Source organism: Pararhizobium sp. A13 (assembly GCF_040126305.1).
GTDB lineage: Bacteria > Pseudomonadota > Alphaproteobacteria > Rhizobiales > Rhizobiaceae > Pararhizobium.
Map to the genome: position 1 here is coordinate 2,167,046 of NZ_CP149510.1, position 18,530 is coordinate 2,185,575.

The following is an 18,530-nucleotide window of genomic DNA, read 5'->3' on the forward strand; positions in this document are numbered from 1 at the left end:
AGACTCCAATCGATTTTTCGATGCGCCGCTGCTATAGACCATCGCCAAGGGTCTTGAAAGGCCCAGTTGCAGGGGGATCAAACCGAAAAATTCCTTATTTTCCGGTCAGTCCTGTCCCGTGTCATCAATTGTGCAAGGCAGAGGGTCAAGTCAGGTGTTTGGTAATATCTCCAGCCGTCTTCTCGGAATTTCACTTCTCGTGCTCGTCGCGGGCTGCAACAAAACGGATACCGGCGGAGCGATCGATGCCGGTGGTAGCGCAACCGCGCCGACGCCCGCCGTCATCCAGGGCACTTGCCCGCAGGTCTATCTGCTCGACGGAACCGCGAATTACCGCACCTATGCCAAGGGCGCCAAGGACGATCCGACCAAGATCGTCTACCAGGCGTCACTGGCCGATACGACCCGCCAGTGCGTTCAGAACGAGAGCCAACTGGTGATGACCGTCGTCGTCCAGGGCCGCGTCGTTGCCGGCCCGGCCGGCGGCGCCGGAAACGTCAACCTGCCGATCCGCGTTGCCGCGACCGATGGCAAGAACACGCTCTATTCCGAACTGACGCAGTATCCGGTCGAAGTTCCGGCCGGCGTCGGCACCACCCAGTTCATCTTCACCAAGGCCGATATCGCGCTGCCCGGTGGCGCCGGCGATTTCGCCAAGGTCTATATCGGCTTCGACGAAGGCCCGGTGAAGAAGAAGAAATAAGCGGGGGTTTCTGCTGCTCAATCAAAACCGGTGCGAGATTTCGCACCGGTTTTTTGATGTCAGCGTCGCAGGCTGAAGTCGTCTGTTTTTGGGAGCCGCATTCCAAACTCCGTCATCCTCGGGCTTGACCGGTCAAGCCCGAGGATGACGGAGGAGGGGACTGGCGTTCAGCCTCCTCAACTCTTGAAACGGTGCTAAAATGCGCCGCTTACGCCGTCAGCGATTCCGACCATTCCGACAAGGCGGCGATGACACCGGGCAGTGCGCTCATGCGCGAGATCACCGTTTCGGCGCCGGCCTCGGTCAACTTGTCGGCATGGGAGGGATAGGTGTGCGATGCGCCGGTGAAGCCGACGACGCGCATGCCGGCGGTGGTTGCGCCATGGATGCCGTGCACGGAATCCTCGATCACCAGCACGCGCGACGGATCGACGCCGAACTGCTTGGCGCCGTGCAGGAAGATGTCCGGCTTCGGTTTGACGCGGTCTTCGCCAAGGTCGCGGGCCGAATAGATATGCTTGCCGAAATGATCCTTGATGCCGACCTTGCTGAGCATCATCGAAAGCCGCGTCGAGGTCGAGTTCGAGCAGATGCAATGCGGCAGCGTGAGCTGCGCCAGCACCGGCTTGACGCCCTCGATGATCTTGACGTCGCTCGCCAGACGTTTGTCGAGGATGGCCTCGTTCTTGGTAAGCAGGTTTGCCGAAAGCGGGATGTCGGCTTCCTTCTCGATGGCGAGAAGCGTGTTGTGCCAGGTCATGCCGGCAAAGCGCTCGGCCATTTCCTCGGTGCTGATCGGATAACCGGCTTCGGTCAGGAGTTCGGCCTCGACCTCGCTGGCGATGATTTCCGAATCGACGAGCACGCCGTCGCAGTCGAAGATGATGAGATCAATGCTGTTCATGTCGGGAAGGCCCTTGGGGAGGAGATGTGGGGCGATGTACACGATGCGCCTCGAAAGCTCAACCGCGCAGGACGAGAAGCTGCCATGCAGGAAGAGGCCGGGTCCGCATTTGTTGGGCGCTGGCGGGACGGCGGAAAGCGAGGTTATTGCGTCCCGCGTATATGCGGGATAGGTAAAATGGGCTTCGGCACCCGTTCTCTTCTATCTGCAAGGCCTCCATGACAGTTCGCCTGCGCCCACATCATCTGCTCTGCATGCTGACCTTCATCGGCAAGGGATATACGCAGGCTTTCACCGAGAATTATATCCGCATCGCCGCTCGCCTCTCCGCGGGCGAGGATATTCTTGTCGTCGACGGTCCGGACGATATTTGCGCGCCGATGCTTGAAGAGACCGACCACCACTGTCTTTGCGATACCGTGACGGAACGGGATCGGGGCGCAAGTGCTGCGGTGGAAGACCTGCTCGGAATACCCGCCGGCCGCGGCCGGTCGATCCTTCCGGATGGGGATTTTCTCCGGCGTATGCGCGAAGCCTTCGAGAACGGCACCATCCGCGCGGCATGCCAGCGTTGTGAATGGTCGCCGCTCTGTACCGGCATTGCCGCCTCGGGCTTCGACGGCGTGCTCGTCGCGTCCGGCTGCTGATCAGGCGGGCAGGGGAAAGAGTTTTGCGAATTCCTTTTCGCCGGTGCCGGTAAAGCGCACGGCGCGGCTGTCGGTTTCGCGCCTGGCCCAGCCCTTGTCGAGAAACAGCGTCAGCAGCGCCTGGCCGAGCGAGCCGGCGAGATGCGAGCGGCGCTCGCTCCAATCAAGGCATGTCCGGCAGACAGGGCGCCGTGATTTGGTCAGCGCCGAAAGGTCGATGCCGAGCGCCGTCATCTTGTCCTCGCCGGCCTGCGTCAGCGACAGGTCGCCGCCCGCACCGGTGATCACCTCCTCGGCCACAAGGCTGTCGAGCAGGCGCACGCCGTAATCGCCGGCCAGATGGTTGTAGCAGACGCGCGCCTTGCGCAGCGCCGGGTCCTTGGGGCCGGTACGGTGGCGGGTGAACCCGCGGTTTGCGGCAAAGCCCATCAGGCTTTCCAGCAAAAGGCCGACATCGTCGTCGGCAAGCGCGAAATAGCGGTGCCGGCCCTGCTTGCGCTGGCCGATCAGCCCGCCAGCCTCAAGTTTCGACAGGTGGGAACTCGCCGTCTGCAGCGTGATCCCCGCCGTTCCGGCAAGCTCCGTCGCCGTCAATGCCTTGCCGCTCATCAGCGCGGTCAGCATGTTGGCGCGGGCTGGGTCGCCGATCAGCGATCCGATCTGGGCAATGTCGGGACCTTCTTTCATACTTCGATGCTAACCGAAGCATTGAGCGCATTCAAGGTGGCAAAAGAGATCATCGCCAGGTCGCAGAGACCGGGAAACATCGAAGGAAAAGACGATGATCACCTGCTTCATTCGCTATGAAATCGATCCGTTCAAGCGCGAGGAATTCGCCACCTACGCTCGCAACTGGGGCCAGGCGATCCCGCGCAACGGCGCCGACCTGATCGGTTATTTCGGCCCGCATGAAGGCTCGGCCACCACCGCCTACGGCGTCTACAGCATCGAGAGCCTCGCCGCCTACGAAACCTATCGCACAAGGCTCGCCGCCGATCCGCTGGGGGCTGAAAACTATCAGTTCGCGAGGAGAGAGCGGTTCATCCTCAAGGAGGACCGGATCTTCCTGAAGAACGTTTCGCTGCCGCATGCCAAGGGGATTTCGTTGTGATCGCCGTCATCTTCGAGGTCACGCCGGCCGATGACCGGCGCAGCGCTTATCTCGATCTTGCCGCGCAACTGCATGCGCGCCTGGACAAGATCGACGGCTTCCTGTCGATCGAGCGGTTCGAAAGCTTGAAGATGCCGGGCAAGATCCTGTCCCTGTCCTTCTGGCGCGACGAGGCGGCGATCGCCACATGGCGCAATGGCGCGGAGCACCGCGCGGCCCAGCATGCCGGCCGCAACGGCACCTTCGCCGATTACCGCCTGCGCATCGCCACCGTCATCCGTGACTACGGAATGAGCGAGCGGGAACAGGCGCCGGACGATAGCCGGGCGTTTCATGGGGAGACAGAGCGTGTGGCTTGAGTTACGGATGGTCAGCCACGGTTGAAGAGGCGCTCTCCCAACTCTGTCGTGTACGCCACAAGGGGTGCATGACGGAGAACAGGGACATCCTGCGTTTCGGCAGCTCAGAGACCTGTGGAAGAGCGCCTACGGTACCGTAACCTCCGTGCGCTCGGCGGCCTTCACCACCGCCGATGTGTCCTTCGGGGCTTTGTCGCCCTCGTAGGTCACGCGGATGATGTAGTCGCCGGGTGCAACGGTGTCCTTGTACTCGACGCCGTAGCCTTGCGAGACCGTCTTCCGGTTGCCCTGAATGTCCTTCCTGGCTTCGATGATCTCGATGCCGTAGGCGCCCGGGGCGTTGATCGCCAGCACGCCGGCGTTAAGGTTGACGACGACGTCCTTGCGTTCCCCGGCCTTGATCGAATAGGGCACTTCCGCCCGCACCGAGCCGAGGCGGGCGGTCAGGATGAAGTCGCCCGCGGGGCTGTCGAGTTTCGTACCGCTGCCATAGGTGCTGCCGAAGGTCTTGCGCTCGCCGTTGATGTCCTTCCGCGGCGCGGCGATTTCGAAGAATATCTCCGAGGACTCGACCGCCAGACCGCCTTCGGCATAAACAGCCTTGTTGTCGATGACGCCGGAGCCGATGACGAGGTCGCGCTCGACCGTTTCACCCGCTTTGACCGTTACGCTGTCCTCTGCCGTGGTCGCCCCGATCGTTCCCTTCAGGCTGACCGTTCCCGCCGGCGCATAGAATTTCGCCTTGCCGTAATAGGTCGCCGAATGATCGCCGAAGCCGATCAGGACTGCCGCGGTGTCGTCGGGGCCTGCGTCCTGCGGCGTGCGCTTCGGCGAAATGATGAGGTAGCCGGCGTCGAAATTGACATAGGGCTTGGCGACCTCGCCATCTTTGATCTCGAACGGAACCTTGCGTTTGATCGAGCCGTTCAGCGTCGCCAGCGCAATATATTTCCCGGCAGGATAAGTGGCCTGGTAACTCGCCTTGTATTGCAGATCGATATAGTCGCCATCCGGTTCGCCGTTGACGGCAGCCTTGAATATCTGCCACTGGATCTCGCTGTTTTCGCCGAGAGAAGGTCCGCCCTCCGACAGCGCGCTGTCCGTCATCACATTGTATTCAAGCTTGACGGGTTCTGCCTGCTCCGCCGGTTTTTCCTTGATCATCGGCGGTGCCACAACGGTGGCGGCAAGGGCTACGACCAGCTGACCGGCGTCCGACGCCTGAAAATATTGGCCGCCGGTGCCTTCGGCAAGACACGAAACCTTCTTGCCTTCCTCTTCCGTCAATCCGAAGCCGACGACATGGGCGGTGAAGTCGACGCCCTTGCTTTCAAGCTCGGCGGCAAGCGCGCAAGGGTCTGCCTGGCAGGTTTCCAGCCCGTCGGTGACAAGCACGACCGTTGCCTTTTCCTCGGTGTATTTCAGGGCATCGGCGGCCTCGCGAACGGCCTGCGTCAAGGGCGTCTTTCCCTTCGGCGTGATGCCGTTGACGAAATCGACGATCGCCGCTTCGGTGCCTTTTGCCGGCGGAACGACCAGCTCGATATCCGAACAGGACCCCTTGTCGCGGTGACCGTAGACCATCAGCCCGAGTTCCGTCTCCTTCGAGACCGAAGGCAGCACCTCGGCAATCGTTTCCCGCGCAATTTCGATCTTCGACCGGCCATCGATCTGGCCCCACATCGAGCCTGAAGCGTCCAGCACCACGACGGTACTATCGGCAGCCTGGGCGAGGGATGAAAATACGAGAGAAAGAAACAGGGCGAAGGCAGATGAGAAGCGCACGGAATTCTCCTTGTCCGTCCAATGAGCCATTGTCCCACACGCGCCAAGACACGGCAATCGTCGGGTGCCTGTCCGTCAAACGGACGAAGCGACGCTGTTATTCAAATGCAGCGAATGTCTCCATCCCGCTGTGCCATTTCGCAAATTCCGCACCCGCCTTCAGTATTTGGTAACCAAGTTCGGTAACCATAAGCGGTGAAATCAGTTCCGAGTAAGCGTGATAGCGAGTTGTCCATGTCATCAGTTGTTTCGTTGGCCGAAATCTCCCGCGGCGCCCGCCCTGCAGGCTGGCTCGATTCCATCATCAAGGGCGATTGCGTCGCGGCGCTCGAGGCGCTTCCCGATAATTCCGTCGATGTCGTCTTCGCCGATCCGCCGTACAATCTCCAGCTCGGCGGGGCGCTGACCCGGCCCGACCAGTCGCTGGTCGATGCGGTCGACGACGAGTGGGACCAGTTCGTTTCGTTCGAGGCCTATGACGCCTTCACCCGCGCCTGGCTGCTCGCCTGCCGCCGCGTCCTGAAGCCGACCGGCACGCTCTGGGTCATCGGTTCGTATCACAACATTTTCCGTGTCGGCGCCACGTTGCAGGACCTGAACTTCTGGATCCTCAACGACATCATCTGGCGCAAGACCAATCCGATGCCGAACTTCAAGGGCCGCCGGTTCCAGAACGCCCATGAGACGCTGATCTGGGCAAGTCCCAGCGCCAAGGGCAAGGGCTACACCTTCAATTACGATGCCCTGAAGGCGTCGAACGACGACGTGCAGATGCGCTCCGACTGGCTGTTCCCGATCTGCTCGGGCGGCGAGCGGCTGAAGGGCGACGACGGCAAGAAGGTGCATCCGACCCAGAAGCCGGAAGCGCTGCTTGCCCGTATCCTGATGGCCTCGACCAAGCCGGGTGACGTGGTGCTCGATCCCTTCTTCGGTTCCGGCACGACCGGTGCCGTGGCCAAGCGCCTCGGCCGCCACTTCGTCGGCATCGAGCGCGAGCAGAGCTATATCGATGCCGCCGCCGAGCGCATTGCCGCCGTCGAGCCGCTCGGCAAGGCCACGCTGTCGGTCATGACCGGCAAGAAGGCCGAACCGCGCGTCGCCTTCAACACGCTGATCGAGAGCGGCATGATCAAGCCGGGCACGGTGCTGACCGATGCCAAGCGCCGCTACAGCGCCATCGTGCGCGCCGACGGCACCGTCGCCAGCGGCGGCGAGGCGGGCTCGATCCATCGCCTCGGCGCCAAGGTGCAGGGTCTCGACGCCTGCAACGGCTGGACCTTTTGGCACTATGACGACGGCAGGTCGCTCAAGCCCATCGACGACCTGCGCGCCGTCATCCGCAGCGACATGGCGAAGCTGAACTGAGCAAACCGCAACTGAAAAACAATACGGCCGAAGCATCTGCTGCTTCGGCCGTTTCTGCCTTGCGAGGGACAACGTACCCTCCGGTTCAGAAAATGAAGTCGCCCGCGTCCAGCTGGCTGAGCTTGACGTTCTCGATGATGAGCTTGTCACCATTGCCGCCATCGATCACGACGTTCTTGCCGACTGTCCTCATATGGCTGGCTTGGAGGTCGCTGAAATCGTTGACCGAGGCAAGGCCGGACAGATCGATCCAATCATGATCGGCGCCGATCGCATCGAAATCCTTGATCGTGTCGACGCCCGACATCGTCTCGAACACGAAGGTGTCGCTGCCGGCACCGCCGGTTAGCGTGTCCTTGCCCGCATCGCCTGACAGGGTATCGTTGCCCTTGCCGCCATAGAGCTTGTCGTTGCCTTTTCCACCGCCAAAAGTGTCGGCGTAGTTGGTGCCGGTGATGGTGTCGCCGCCAGAGAGCAACGCATCGAAAAACTTGGTGGTGCTGCCGCTATCGAAGGCCGCTGCGAGCGTCTTTCCGGAAAGCGAGAGGCCCGTTTCGCTGACGAGCATGATGCCGTCGCTGACGACGGTGAAGGACTTGATCGTGCCGGCGGTGATGCCGGATACCTCACCATCGATCATCTTGTATTTGAGGCCGCTTCCCGAAAACGTCATGTAGTTCTGGGCATCGTCGGAAAGCTTGATGCCTGTCGCCGTGAATTTCTCGCTCTCATAGTCGAGAATGTCATGCAGGCTCTCTGCCAGAATATCGGCGAAATTGAAGCCGGTCGTCTTGTCAAAACCACTCAGATTGATCTTTGCCATGTTCTCTGTGTCTTTCCTTGCGTCCCACGTAGTTCGGATATCAATGGCCGTAATCGCATGCAACTTCTGATCGCGCCGCACCGCTGTCTTCATCGAAACAGGGATAAAGAGCCGTTAAAAGCGAATTGATTCCAGAGGTTTGCGCAGCGGCGTCGACGCTTGTCCAAAATCAGGGCCGAGCCGGTGACGCAACGGGACATTGCGGCGCAGTGAAATGTCGGCGGGCCTTTAGAACAATTTAACCATCCCGCGGATACTCTGAGCGCAGGCAAGACGACCGCATGATCAACCACGCGAGACGCGCGGGGAAACCCGCAAATTGCCCGGCAGGACGGCGCTCAGGCTGCCCTGTTCAGAGATAGTTTTCGTCCGGTTTCGTACCTTCAGTCCCGGAGGGAGACTTACACGCCCAGGATCCGAAAGGCTCCTGGGCGTTTCTGTTTGCTGGGTTCTCCCAATAGTCCAAAAAAAAGGCCCCGCCAATGGCGGAGCCCTTCAACGCTTTGGCGAATTGCCGCCAGCTTAGACGAAGAAGTCGTCGGCAAACATCTTGGTGATATTGCTCACCTTGATCTGGAAGTCGGCAACCCGGTCGCCGTCGGTATCGCCGGAGATGGCGCCGCTGATGAACCGCAGCTCGCCGGCCTCGCCGTGGAACCTCAGGCCGCCGATGAAAGTGAAACTCTGGTTGCCGCCGACCAATTCGTTGGCATCGATGGTTGAGAGATCGACGACGTCCAATTCGGAGCGGTGGAAATCGGTGATGACGTCGCGCCTCGTGCCGACGACCGATTCGTTGATCGAATTGAAGTCGAACGTATCCTCGCCGGTGCCGCCGGTCAGGTAGTCGAAGCCTAAACCGCCCACCAGGAGGTCCTCGCCGGTGCCGCCGTCGAGGTCGTCGTCGCCGGAGCCGCCATAGAGATCGTCGGCGCCGCCGAGGCCGTCGATGATATCGTCTCCGGCCAGGCCCTTAAGGACATTGCCTGCCGAGCTTCCGGTGATATCGTCATCGCCATAGTTCGTGCCGATTGCGTTCTCGATGCTGATCAGGTCTTCGGAATGGCCGCTGGTGGTCGAGGCCCATCCTTCGCCGAGGTCGATCGTCACGCCCTTGCCGCGCTGCGAGCTATATTCGTCCTGCAGCTGGTAGCTGATCGTGTCGGTGCCGCTGCCGCCGTTGAAGTAGTTGTCGACGCCGACGGACTTGAAGGTGTCGTTGCCCGATTCGCCGTAGTAGTCGCTGGCTTCGGTATCGACGACGAACTTGTCGTTGCCGGTGCCGCCCTTGACGACATCGGAGCTGCTCGCATCGCCTGCACGGATATCGGCGACATAGAGGTCGTTGCCGTCGCCGAGAAGGATGTCGTTGCCGCCTTCGAAGTAATTCAGCACGTAGTCATGGCCGGTTCCTGCGTCCACATAGTTGAAGCCGCCCAGGTCGTCGGTGCGATTGAGATAGATATCGTCGTTGCCGCCACGACCGTAGATGGTAACTTCGGCGTCCTCGTCCTGGAAGATATTGTCGTCGCCATTGGTGCCGTAAATGGTTGCCATGATGCTAAGCCTTCCTGTTAACACTCTGAATTCTGAAGCGGATCATGCAGCCGATAAGGTGAATGATAGCTGAACCAATTGCGGCGATTTGGTGATTTCAAAAAGGGCTTTTGGTGTCAGCAGTCGGTGACGTCGACGCTGGTGATCCTGCCTTCCTGGTTGAAGGTGATGATCTCTTCGCCCTGCCGCCGAAGCAGTTTTCCGGTGAGCGTGCTGGTGGCAGTCAGGTGCCAGATAGAGCGTGCCGAAACGGCTGACAGCGGTTCGATCAGGCTGTCTTCGGCGATCTGATCGGGATATTCGGTGAAATAGCGCCGGAACGCTGCCATGATGTCGGCGCGGCCTTTGAGGCCGCCGATCTTGCCGGAGGAATAGGTCGCATCCTCCGTGAAGAAAGCTTCGATCGCGGCAAAATCGAGCGCACTGATGGCTGCGTGAAACCGCCTCACGAGCGCGACGGGATCAAGGGCAGGCTGCGCACCCATTCTCACACATTGACCCCATAGGCCAGAAGATCGGCCTGCAACGTCTGCGGGTCGGTGAAAAGCACGGCATGCCATCCCGCCGCCCGCGCGCCTTCGACATTGACCATGTTGTCGTCGATGAACAGCGTCGCGGAAGGATCGAGGCTGAAGGTTTCGGCATGGGTATGGTAGATCGCCACGTCCGGCTTGATCAGCCGCGCATCCGCCGAAACCGTGACGCCGCGCGGCAGGGTTAGGAACGGATAAAGCTTCTGTGCCTCCTTGAAGGTATCGGAGGCGAAATTGGTGAGGAGCGTCACGTCATAGCCCTTGGCGATCAGGCACTCCATGATCGAGACGCATTCGACATAGGCATGTGGCACCATCTCGTGCCAGTGCTTGCGAAAGGCCCGGATGTTTTCCTCATGCGCCGGATGCTCGGCGATCAACTGGTCTTCCGCCTCGCGCCAGTCGCGGCCCCGGTCCTGCTCGATGTTCCAGTCATGCGTGCAGACATTGGCGAAGAACCATTTGCGCTCCGCTTCGTCCGGAATGATCCGGCTGAAGGGGATATGCGGATCGTAATGGATCAGCACCTTGCCGATATCGAAAACGATGTGGCGGATCTCGACGCTGCTCATCAGGTGTTCCTCGGTTCCCTGGCTCCATCACGCTTGCCGCGGAAGGCATGCGGTATAGCCTGGGCGATTGCTTTTTTCATGACGGTCGGCAGCGCCTGCGCCCCCAGCGAGGCAAACGGTTCCCACCAGCCATTTCCGCTTTTGTTCTGGTTGGCGACATTCGCGCGATAGACAGACAAGCGCAATTCAAAATGCGTAAAAACATGCGTGATCGTGCCGCAGGGTTCCCAGCTGGCGGCAAAAGGCTGCGCCTCGACCGAGGTTTCGCCGTCGATGCGGGCCGTCCATGCTGTACCCGGCACCTCGGTCATCCCGCCCAGCAGGCCGGTTTCGGCGCGCTTGCGCAGATAGACCGCGCCCTGCGGGCAACTGGCGACAAAGGCCGCGCCGACACGCAGCGGCTTGTCCTTTTTCGCCGCCTTGCGCGGAAAGGTCTCCGGATCGGCGGTCTTCAACGCCAGACAGAGATCGTTGAAAGGACAGAGCGCACAGGCAGGGCGTTTCGGGGTGCAGGTCGTCGCGCCGAGGTCCATCATGCCTTGAGCGAAATCGCCCGGCCTGTCCGCCGGTGTCATCCTGGCCACCAGCGACCGCATTTGCGGTTTGGCAGTGGGCAGCGGCGTCTCGATCGCATGCAGCCGCGAAATCACCCGCTCGACATTGCCATCGAGCACGGCGCTCCGCCGGTTGAAGGCGATGGCAGCGACTGCCGCCGCCGTATAGTCGCCGATCCCCGGCAGCGCCTTTAGCCCTTGCTCGGTGCCGGGAAACACGCCCTGATGATCGCGGGCGATCGCCTCGGCGCATTTCTTCAGGTTTCGCGCCCGGGCATAGTAGCCGAGCCCCGCCCAGGCCTTCATCACCTCTTCGGTGTCGGCTGCCGCGAGATCCGTAACCTTGGGCCAGAGCAACAGGAACTTGTGGAAATAGGGTTTGACCGCCTGCACGGTCGTCTGCTGCAACATCACTTCCGACAGCCAGACGTGATAGGGATCGGCGACGACGCCATCCCTTGCCATCGGCGGCGAGACGCGCCAGGGCAGGTCGCGATGGTGCCGGTCGTACCAGGCGAGAAGCCGGTTGGCCGCATCGGCCGCTTTGAATGTCTGCTGCATCATTTGCCCGAGGATTGGGTACGGCCTATACTTGGAGGAGTGTTCGCCATCCTTCAAGGCGAAATCGAGAAGCGAAAGCCGTTCTGTTGAAACAACCTTATACCCGCAAGGGCGTCGTCCAGATCAGCGAGATCGCCAACGGCCTGATCGACCCGGTGCTCGCCAAACGCGCCGGCATCAACACGCTGCTGCTCGGCTCCTGGGACGAGATCGCCGGCGAGGAGTTTGCCGATTGCACCCGGCCGGAAAAGATCGCCTGGCCGCGGCGCGCCTCGGAAATGGCGGGCGAGGGCGGTTATCAGCCCGGTGTCCTGACCGTTGCCTGCGAAGGCGCGCGCGCCCTGTTCCTCACCCATGCGCAGGGCGAACTGATCCAGCGGATCAACGGCTTCTTCGGTTTCCCGGCAATCAACCAGATGCGGATCGTGCAAAAGCCGGTCTCCCCGCCGCCCAAGCCGCATCGCAAGCCGAAGCCGCTGACCGGCGCTCGGGCGCGGCATCTGGAAGAGATGATGGATGGCATCGAGAATGATGCGTTGAAAGCGGCGCTGACGAGGCTTGGCACGGCCGTCATGTCTCAGCGCAAGAAATGACACAAAACATCAGCCGGTCACAATTGTTTGAACTTTGGTGAGCGGCAGGCCCTTGTCGCCCCCGACAAGGCAAGTTATCGAATTTTCGACCGTTTTCGTTCATCCCTTTATACAGGTGAAACCATGTCCCTTTCTGAAATGAGCCTCTTCAAGCGCCTCCTAAGCGGCGTCGCCGTGGCTGCCATCGCCGTGACGCTCGCCGCCTGCAGCGACGAGAAGAAGGGCGCGGCTTCGAACGCTCCGGCAACGGAAACGACCGAAACGGCGGCGAAGACCGAGGTCAAGCCGGCTGATGGCTCGATGATGGCCGCGACGAAGACGGAAGTTAAGCCGGTCGATGGCACGATGACCTCCTCGACCATGTCGTCGGCCACGAAGCCTGCGACCGCTGACGCCAACCAGACGCAGATGGCGCAGGCTGCAGCCCCCGCCAAGGCTGAGCTGCCCGAGGTCCAGGGTGAAGTCGATATCGCCAAGTTGATGGAGCCCGGTCCGCTGCCGGAAATGTCGATCGGCAAGGCCGATGCGCCGGTGACCATCGTCGAATACATGTCGATGACCTGCCCGCATTGCGCGCGCTTCCACAACGAGACCTTCGACGCCATCAAGGCGAAGTACGTCGACAGCGGTAAGGTCCGGTTCGTCGTTCGCGAGTTTCCGTTCGATCCGCGTGCTGCTGCCGCCTTCATGCTGGCGCGCTGCGCGCCCGAGGGCCAGTATTTCCCGATGGTGTCGATGCTGTTCAAGCAGCAGGAAACCTGGGCTGCGGCCCCGAACGGCCGCGATGCACTGCTGCAGATGTCGAAACTCGCCGGTTTTACACAGGAGAGCTTCGAGGCCTGCTTGACGAACCAGAAACTTCTCGATGATGTGCAGGCAACGATGCAGAAGGGCGAGAAGGATTTCGGGGTAAAGGCCACCCCGACCTTCTTCATCAACGGCAAGCAATATTCCGGAGAAATGTCGGTTGACACCATGTCGGCCCTTATCGACACGATGCTCTGATCCTTCGCGTTCTTTGAGAACGACCGGCGGGCGCCTCAGTGCGCCCGTTTTTCTTTACCCCCTTGAGGGGGGAGGTCGCGCGGGTGGGGGTGAACTTTGGGTGCCGCAAGAGGTCACCCCACCCCGGAGCTGCGCTCCGACCCTCCCCCTCAAGGGGAGGGTGGCTCCATGAAATTCACAAAACTTCGTCTTCTCGGTTTCAAGTCCTTCGTCGAACCCTCCGAATTCGTCATCGAGCGGGGGCTGACCGGCGTTGTCGGGCCGAATGGCTGCGGCAAGTCCAATCTGGTCGAAGCGCTGCGCTGGGTGATGGGGGAAAACTCCTATAAGAACATGCGCGCGTCCGGCATGGACGACGTGATCTTTTCCGGTTCCGGCAAGCGCCCGGCCCGCAACACCGCTGAAGTCGGCCTCTATCTCGACAATTCCGACCGCACGGCGCCCGCCGCCTTCAACGACAGCGACGAGATCCAGGTGACGCGGCGGATCGAGCGTGAGAACGGCTCGGTCTATCGTATCAACGGCAAGGAAGCGCGCGCCAAGGATGTGCAGCTCCTGTTCGCCGACGCCTCGACCGGCGCCCGCTCGCCGTCCATGGTCGGGCAGGGGCGGATCGGCGAACTGATCGCCGCCAAGCCGCAAGCGCGCCGGCAGCTGCTCGAAGAGGCCGCCGGCATTTCGGGCCTCCATTCGCGCCGCCACGAGGCCGAGCTACGTCTGAAGGGTGCCGAGACCAATCTGGAGCGGCTGGAGGATGTGACCTCCCAGCTCGAAAGCCAGATCGAAAGCCTGAAGCGCCAGGCGCGCCAGGCCAACCGCTTCAAGATGCTGTCGGCCGACATCCGCCGCCACGAGGCGATGCTTCTGCATATCCGCTGGGCGCAGGCGAAGGAGGCCGAAGCCGAGGCCGACAGGCACCTCAATCAGGCGACATCGCTGGTTGCCGAAAAGGCGCAAGCCCAGATGGAGGCGGCCAAGGCGCAAGGCATTGCCAGCCTGAAGATGCCGGAACTGCGCGAAGGCGAGGCGCGCGCGGCGGCGGCCCTGCAGCGGCTGCAGATCGCCAAGTCGCAACTCGAGGAAGACGCCGGTCGCATCCTGCGTCGCCGCGACGAGTTGCAGCGCCGCCTGTCGCAGCTTGCCGAGGATATCGTCCGTGAGGAGCGCCTCGTGGCTGACAATGCCGGCATTCTCGCCCGGCTGGACGAAGAGGAAAGCGACCTACGCGACCTCCTGTCCGAAGCCGGCGAGCGGGCCGAGGAGGCGCGCGAGCGGCTGGCCGAGGCCAGCGAAGCACTAGGCGAAAGCGAGCGCCAACTGGGGCTTCTGACCGCCGAGCGGGCCGAAGCGCAGGCAACGCGCAACCAACTCGAAAAGACCATCCGCGATCTCTCCGAGCGGCAGGCGCGTCTCGCCCGGCAATTGTCCGACCAGAACCGTGATCTCGAAGACCTCGACCGGCAGATTTCGGCACTTCCCGATCCGCAGGAAAAGCGCGAGGAGGTCGAGGCGGTCGAAGCGGCGCTGGAGCAGGCGGAAAACGCCATCGCCGATATCGAGGACGCACTGAACTCCGCGCGCTTGGCAGAGGTCAATGCCCGACCGCCGGTCGATGCGGCTCGTGCCCGGCTGAACGGCATCGAGACGGAAGCCCGCACGATCCGCCGCATGCTCGAAGCGACCGCGATACAGGGTGCCGCCCCACCGGTGGTCGACGACATGAAGGTCGATCGCGGTTTCGAAGCAGCCCTGGGCGCCGCCCTTGGCGAAGACCTGGAATCGCCGCTCGATCCGAGCGCGCCGGCCCATTGGCGGGTGCCGGCCGATGGATCGGACGATCCGCGATTGCCGGACGGCGCGGTGTCGTTGACCGAGCATGTGCGCGCACCGCAGGCGCTCGAGCGCGGTCTGCGCCAGATCGGCATCGTCGAGAGTGACGCGGTGGCCGAAGGGCTTTTGCCGATGCTGAAGGCCGGCCAGCGGCTGGTGACGCGCCAGGGTGCCGTCTGGCGCTGGGACGGCCATGTGACCGGCGCCGATGCGCCGAGCGCGGCGGCGCTCCGCCTTGAGCAGAAGAACCGGCTGGCCGAACTCGAAGGCGAACTTACCGATGCCCGCCATCAGCTGGAGCTGGCTGAGGCGGATCTGGCCGCCGCCGCGGCGCGCATCCGCGCTGAAGACGAGCGCCTGCGGCTGTCGCGTGAGCAGCAGCGCATGGTGGTGCGCAAACTCGCGGAAGCGCGCGACGCGCTTGCAGCCGCAGAGCGTGCATCCGGCGATCTCGTCCGCCGCCGCGCGGTTCTCTCGGAAACGAGCAGCCAGCTTGCCTTGCAGGTCGAGGAAATCGGCGAGCAGATGGAAGGCGCGCGCGAGGCGCTGGAGGATGCGCCGGATCTCGGCGAACTCGAACGCCGGCTGAACGGCCAGATGACGACCGTCGCGACCGACCGGGCGAGGGTCGCCGAAGCGCGCGCGATCAATGATGGTCTTGCCCGCGAAAACGAAGCGCGTGAGCGCCGCATCCGGGGAATCGCTGCCGAGCGGCAGACCTGGAATGTGCGCGCGGCGAGCGCGCAGGAGCATATCGAGACCCTGCGCGAGCGTGAAAGCGAGGCGCGCGAGGAAGCCGAAGAGCTTCTTGAGGCTCCGGATGAATTCGACGAGAAACGTCGCGCGCTGATGAATGAATTGTCGAAGGCGGAGGAGGCCCGGCGGCAGGCGGCCGACCTTCTGGCAGCGGCCGAAACCCGTCAACGCGAGGCCGATCGGCTGGCAGCAACCGCGCTGTCGGAACTTGCCGAAACCCGCGAGAAGCGCGGCCGTGCGGAAGAACGACTCGTTTCGGCCCGCGAAAAGCGGGTGGAGGTCGAAGTTCGCATTCGCGAAGCGCTGAATTGCGCGCCGCATGAGGTCATGCGCCTCACCGGTCTGCCGGCCGATGGCTATCTGCCGGATATGCGCCAGATCGAGCGTGAATTGGAGCGGCTGAAGATCGAGCGCGAGCGCCTGGGCGCGGTCAACTTGCGCGCCGAAGAGGAGCAGAAGGAACTCTCCGACAAGCTCGATGCGATGCTGAAGGAACGCGAGGACGTGATCGACGCCATCCGCAAGCTGCGATCGGCGATCCAGAACCTCAACCGCGAAGGCCGCGAGCGCCTGCTGGCCGCCTTCGATGTGGTCAACGCTCAGTTCCAGCGGCTGTTCACCCATCTGTTCGGGGGCGGCACGGCCGAACTGCAGCTGATCGAGAGCGAGGATCCGCTTGATGCCGGCCTCGAAATCCTCGCCCGGCCGCCCGGCAAGAAGCCGCAGACCATGACGCTTTTGTCCGGCGGCGAACAGGCGCTGACGGCGATGGCGCTGATCTTTGCGGTGTTCCTCACCAACCCGGCGCCGATCTGCGTGCTCGACGAGGTCGATGCGCCCCTCGACGACCACAATGTCGAGCGCTACTGCAACCTGATGGACGAGATGGCCGCCTCGACGGAGACCCGCTTCGTCATCATCACCCACAATCCGATCACCATGGCTCGGATGAACCGCCTGTTCGGCGTCACCATGGGCGAGCAGGGCGTCTCCCAACTCGTCTCCGTCGATCTGCAGACCGCCGAGCAGCTGCGCGAAGCGGTGTAGTCCTCACTCGATCTCGACGACGAAGGCATGGCCTCGGTCGCTTTCGCCCATGTCGTCCCACGCGTCGACATATTGTGTTGTCAGATCTGCCTTTCCCCGCTGCTCGCTGAAGTACAATGCATAGTTGTTGCTTGCCTTGCCGTTGTTCGGTCTGTTCTTGTACCATTTGGCGTAGCTCATCGGTTCGCCGTTTTCCCATTTCCAGCCGCCGCGCGGTTCCTTGCTGAACGGGTCCTGGAACAGACCAATCCAGGCACCGATCTTGTAGGATGTGTTCGTGCCGGTGTCGTAACCGCTTAAAAACAGGCGCTGATCGGCGTTCAAGAGCGAAGCGAGGAAACTGTTTTCGGCTTCCGAGGTCACACTTGCCAGATAGCCGCCGCAGCGTTTTGCCATGGTGGACGCCGAGTTTCGGGTGATGATGCTTGCTCTCATGGCAAGGTACAAATGCCCTTGGAAAGAGCCGTAGACTTTCTCGTACACGGGACTGCAAGCGACGGCCTTGAGAACACGCGGATCGGTCTCGAGCCCTGCGAAATCCTTTGGGTCGTACCAGCGCGCCAGTGGTGAGGAATAGACGCCGTTCTTGTATGCCTGTACCTGCATACCGAGCTGTTTGGCGGTCGCCTCGTCGAAATAGCCGGTGTCGGAGATGCCGACGGATTTTTGATAACCGCTGATCGCCCGGCGCGTCTGCTGGCCGAAGGCGCCATCCGCCGTCCCGGCAGCAAAGCCCCGCCCGGTCAGCGCCACTTGGATTTCCTGCCGTTGGGTCTTGCTCAATCCCAGCCCGGCTTCACGCGTTTCAACTGTAGTACCGCTGTCTTGCATCGGGCCTGGCTGCAACTGCGTCAGCATTTGACGTGCAAGAACCGCCTGCTCACCCGTCTGGTGTTTTTCCAGGAAGAACCTCCAGGTGCGCGGCGTATTGATCCGCAATGCCTTGCGAAAATCCGCCTCGACCTCGATCGTCTTGGGATCGATTGTCGGCGTGGCGCCCGGCGCCTGCTCCGTTTGTGGCAAGGCAGGCCCGAAATAGAATTCGAGCGCCAGCGACGACAAGATTTGCGGCGATTGCTTGCCGTCGGTCGCCTTGCGAACGTCGCGGATCACCCGCTTGAACGCGGTGCCGATCTCGAGCCCCGGGCTCGCCAGATGGCTCACCAGTGCTGCGGTGAAGGGTGAATTGGCGCCGCTTCCGTCGAAGGCAAGCTGCCCGGGCGCTGCCGCAAAGGCCACCATCGTGCCCGCGCTCTCCGTTTCGATCGGGGCTAGCCCCCGCGTCGCAAGGCTTCTGGTTGCGCCCTCGATCTCTTCGTTGAGGCGATTGGCCAGCGGATTGTTGCGGCAGGCGTCCAGGAAGACGAGGGCGATCTTGGCCTTCCTCTCGATGGCCCGGACGACGTCCGCAAGAGCCAGCGTCTCGGCAGCAACGTCAAATTCGCTCGCAAGCCGGGCATTGGTGGCGACCAGGTAATTCTCGCCGCGAAGCTGCATGCCGTGTCCGGCATAGTAGAAAAGTGCGACGTCGTCGGCGCTGATCTTGCGCGAAAAGCGTAAGACGGCTTCCGCCAGCTGGCCGCGGTCCGCGTCGATGACGATGTCTGCATCAAACCCCTGGGCGGAAAGGAAAGCCCCGAACTGCCGAGCGTCGCGCGCTGCATTGGGCAGCGCGCCGGCGGCTTCGTATTTCGAGTTTCCGATGACGAGCGCCAGTCGTCGTCCGCTTTCCGCGGCGGCCGCATCAAAGGACGCGATCAGGGTCAGCAAGAGCAAGGACAGGCATGTCAGGCACATTCGCATCTTGATCACCTCCCCCAAGTCT

Annotated in this window: 17 protein-coding genes; 8 read left to right on the plus strand and 9 right to left on the minus strand. The window is 62.1% G+C overall.

Annotated elements, in window-relative coordinates:
• The first annotated feature begins 154 nt into the window (after window positions 1–154).
• Entirely contained in the window at window positions 155–703 is a 549-nt protein-coding gene (locus WI754_RS10445; protein ID WP_349437645.1) for a hypothetical protein, read from the plus strand.
• A gap of 208 nt (window positions 704–911) precedes the next feature.
• Here WI754_RS10445 and WI754_RS10450 read toward each other — a convergent pair whose 3' ends face one another.
• Complete coding sequence (locus WI754_RS10450; RefSeq protein WP_349437646.1) at window positions 912–1,607, minus strand: HAD family hydrolase; 696 nt, start codon at window positions 1,605–1,607, stop codon at window positions 912–914.
• A 218-nt stretch (window positions 1,608–1,825) separates the two neighbouring features.
• On the opposite strand from WI754_RS10450, the gene WI754_RS10455 reads away from it, so the two are divergent.
• Window positions 1,826–2,254: a DUF1284 domain-containing protein gene (locus WI754_RS10455; RefSeq protein ID WP_349437647.1), complete on the plus strand. Its 429-nt coding sequence runs from the start codon at window positions 1,826–1,828 to the stop codon at window positions 2,252–2,254.
• On the opposite strand, the gene WI754_RS10460 is transcribed toward WI754_RS10455, so the two are convergent.
• Complete coding sequence (locus tag WI754_RS10460) at window positions 2,255–2,941, minus strand: winged helix-turn-helix domain-containing protein (RefSeq protein ID WP_349437648.1); 687 nt, start codon at window positions 2,939–2,941, stop codon at window positions 2,255–2,257. It lies immediately after the preceding gene.
• 94 nt (window positions 2,942–3,035) lie between these two features.
• On the opposite strand from WI754_RS10460, the gene WI754_RS10465 reads away from it, so the two are divergent.
• Together WI754_RS10465 and WI754_RS10470 are read left to right on the plus strand one after the other, a co-directional pair.
• Window positions 3,036–3,365 (plus strand): NIPSNAP family protein, encoded by a 330-nt coding sequence (locus WI754_RS10465; RefSeq protein WP_349437649.1) that lies wholly within the window; start codon window positions 3,036–3,038, stop codon window positions 3,363–3,365.
• Window positions 3,362–3,724: an antibiotic biosynthesis monooxygenase gene (locus tag WI754_RS10470; RefSeq protein ID WP_349437651.1), complete on the plus strand. Its 363-nt coding sequence runs from the start codon at window positions 3,362–3,364 to the stop codon at window positions 3,722–3,724. The genes WI754_RS10465 and WI754_RS10470 overlap by 4 nt, the downstream gene beginning before the upstream one ends.
• Before the next feature lie 126 nt (window positions 3,725–3,850).
• On the opposite strand, the gene WI754_RS10475 is transcribed toward WI754_RS10470, so the two are convergent.
• Window positions 3,851–5,509: a VWA domain-containing protein gene (locus WI754_RS10475; protein ID WP_349437652.1), complete on the minus strand. Its 1,659-nt coding sequence runs from the start codon at window positions 5,507–5,509 to the stop codon at window positions 3,851–3,853.
• A 234-nt stretch (window positions 5,510–5,743) separates the two neighbouring features.
• Between WI754_RS10475 and WI754_RS10480 the strand changes: the two genes are divergently transcribed.
• Window positions 5,744–6,874, plus strand: a complete 1,131-nt coding sequence (locus tag WI754_RS10480; protein WP_115096165.1) for a site-specific DNA-methyltransferase — start codon at window positions 5,744–5,746, stop codon at window positions 6,872–6,874.
• An 85-nt stretch (window positions 6,875–6,959) separates the two neighbouring features.
• On the opposite strand, the gene WI754_RS10485 is transcribed toward WI754_RS10480, so the two are convergent.
• From WI754_RS10485 to mutY, 5 genes are all read right to left on the minus strand, one after another.
• Window positions 6,960–7,697 (minus strand): hypothetical protein, encoded by a 738-nt coding sequence (locus WI754_RS10485; RefSeq protein ID WP_349437653.1) that lies wholly within the window; start codon window positions 7,695–7,697, stop codon window positions 6,960–6,962.
• 522 nt (window positions 7,698–8,219) lie between these two features.
• The gene (locus WI754_RS10490; protein WP_349437654.1) at window positions 8,220–9,254 is read right to left on the minus strand and encodes a calcium-binding protein; all 1,035 of its coding nucleotides are present in this window, start codon (window positions 9,252–9,254) and stop codon (window positions 8,220–8,222) included.
• A gap of 116 nt (window positions 9,255–9,370) precedes the next feature.
• Entirely contained in the window at window positions 9,371–9,739 is a 369-nt protein-coding gene (locus WI754_RS10495; RefSeq protein ID WP_349437655.1) for a nuclear transport factor 2 family protein, read from the minus strand.
• A 2-nt stretch (window positions 9,740–9,741) separates the two neighbouring features.
• Window positions 9,742–10,359 carry an HAD family phosphatase gene (locus tag WI754_RS10500; RefSeq protein ID WP_349437656.1) on the minus strand — a complete coding sequence of 206 codons (618 nt, stop codon included), beginning with the start codon at window positions 10,357–10,359 and terminating at the stop codon, window positions 9,742–9,744.
• Window positions 10,359–11,477 (minus strand): A/G-specific adenine glycosylase, encoded by a 1,119-nt coding sequence (gene mutY, locus WI754_RS10505; protein ID WP_349437657.1) that lies wholly within the window; start codon window positions 11,475–11,477, stop codon window positions 10,359–10,361. Before mutY ends, WI754_RS10500 begins: the two co-directional genes overlap by 1 nt.
• Before the next feature lie 83 nt (window positions 11,478–11,560).
• On the opposite strand from mutY, the gene WI754_RS10510 reads away from it, so the two are divergent.
• The 3 genes from WI754_RS10510 to WI754_RS10520 all read left to right on the plus strand — a co-directional run bounded on the left by WI754_RS10510 (window position 11,561) and on the right by WI754_RS10520 (window position 16,705).
• The gene (locus WI754_RS10510; RefSeq protein WP_349437658.1) at window positions 11,561–12,067 is read left to right on the plus strand and encodes a DUF721 domain-containing protein; all 507 of its coding nucleotides are present in this window, start codon (window positions 11,561–11,563) and stop codon (window positions 12,065–12,067) included.
• Window positions 12,068–12,190: 123 nt separating this feature from the next.
• Complete coding sequence (locus WI754_RS10515) at window positions 12,191–13,072, plus strand: DsbA family protein (RefSeq protein WP_349437659.1); 882 nt, start codon at window positions 12,191–12,193, stop codon at window positions 13,070–13,072.
• Window positions 13,073–13,240: 168 nt separating this feature from the next.
• The gene (locus WI754_RS10520; RefSeq protein ID WP_349437660.1) at window positions 13,241–16,705 is read left to right on the plus strand and encodes a chromosome segregation SMC family protein; all 3,465 of its coding nucleotides are present in this window, start codon (window positions 13,241–13,243) and stop codon (window positions 16,703–16,705) included.
• Between the two features lie 3 nt (window positions 16,706–16,708).
• On the opposite strand, the gene WI754_RS10525 is transcribed toward WI754_RS10520, so the two are convergent.
• Entirely contained in the window at window positions 16,709–18,508 is a 1,800-nt protein-coding gene (locus WI754_RS10525) for a caspase family protein (protein ID WP_349437661.1), read from the minus strand.
• Window positions 18,509–18,530 lie beyond the last annotated feature (22 nt).

Bases quoted from the DNA above. Each gene is read 5' to 3' on its own strand.
- WI754_RS10450 (WP_349437646.1), bottom strand. From the start codon at position 1,607: ATGAACAGCATTGATCTCATCATCTTCGACTGCGACGGCGTGCTCGTC.
- WI754_RS10455 (WP_349437647.1), top strand. From the start codon at position 1,826: ATGACAGTTCGCCTGCGCCCACATCATCTGCTCTGCATGCTGACCTTC.
- WI754_RS10460 (WP_349437648.1), bottom strand. From the start codon at position 2,941: ATGAAAGAAGGTCCCGACATTGCCCAGATCGGATCGCTGATCGGCGAC.
- WI754_RS10465 (WP_349437649.1), top strand. From the start codon at position 3,036: ATGATCACCTGCTTCATTCGCTATGAAATCGATCCGTTCAAGCGCGAG.
- WI754_RS10480 (WP_115096165.1), top strand. From the start codon at position 5,744: ATGTCATCAGTTGTTTCGTTGGCCGAAATCTCCCGCGGCGCCCGCCCT.
- WI754_RS10485 (WP_349437653.1), bottom strand. From the start codon at position 7,697: ATGGCAAAGATCAATCTGAGTGGTTTTGACAAGACGACCGGCTTCAAT.
- WI754_RS10490 (WP_349437654.1), bottom strand. From the start codon at position 9,254: ATGGCAACCATTTACGGCACCAATGGCGACGACAATATCTTCCAGGAC.
- WI754_RS10495 (WP_349437655.1), bottom strand. From the start codon at position 9,739: ATGGGTGCGCAGCCTGCCCTTGATCCCGTCGCGCTCGTGAGGCGGTTT.
- WI754_RS10500 (WP_349437656.1), bottom strand. From the start codon at position 10,359: ATGAGCAGCGTCGAGATCCGCCACATCGTTTTCGATATCGGCAAGGTG.
- mutY (WP_349437657.1), bottom strand. From the start codon at position 11,477: ATGATGCAGCAGACATTCAAAGCGGCCGATGCGGCCAACCGGCTTCTC.
- WI754_RS10515 (WP_349437659.1), top strand. From the start codon at position 12,191: ATGTCCCTTTCTGAAATGAGCCTCTTCAAGCGCCTCCTAAGCGGCGTC.
- WI754_RS10520 (WP_349437660.1), top strand. From the start codon at position 13,241: ATGAAATTCACAAAACTTCGTCTTCTCGGTTTCAAGTCCTTCGTCGAA.
- WI754_RS10525 (WP_349437661.1), bottom strand. From the start codon at position 18,508: ATGCGAATGTGCCTGACATGCCTGTCCTTGCTCTTGCTGACCCTGATC.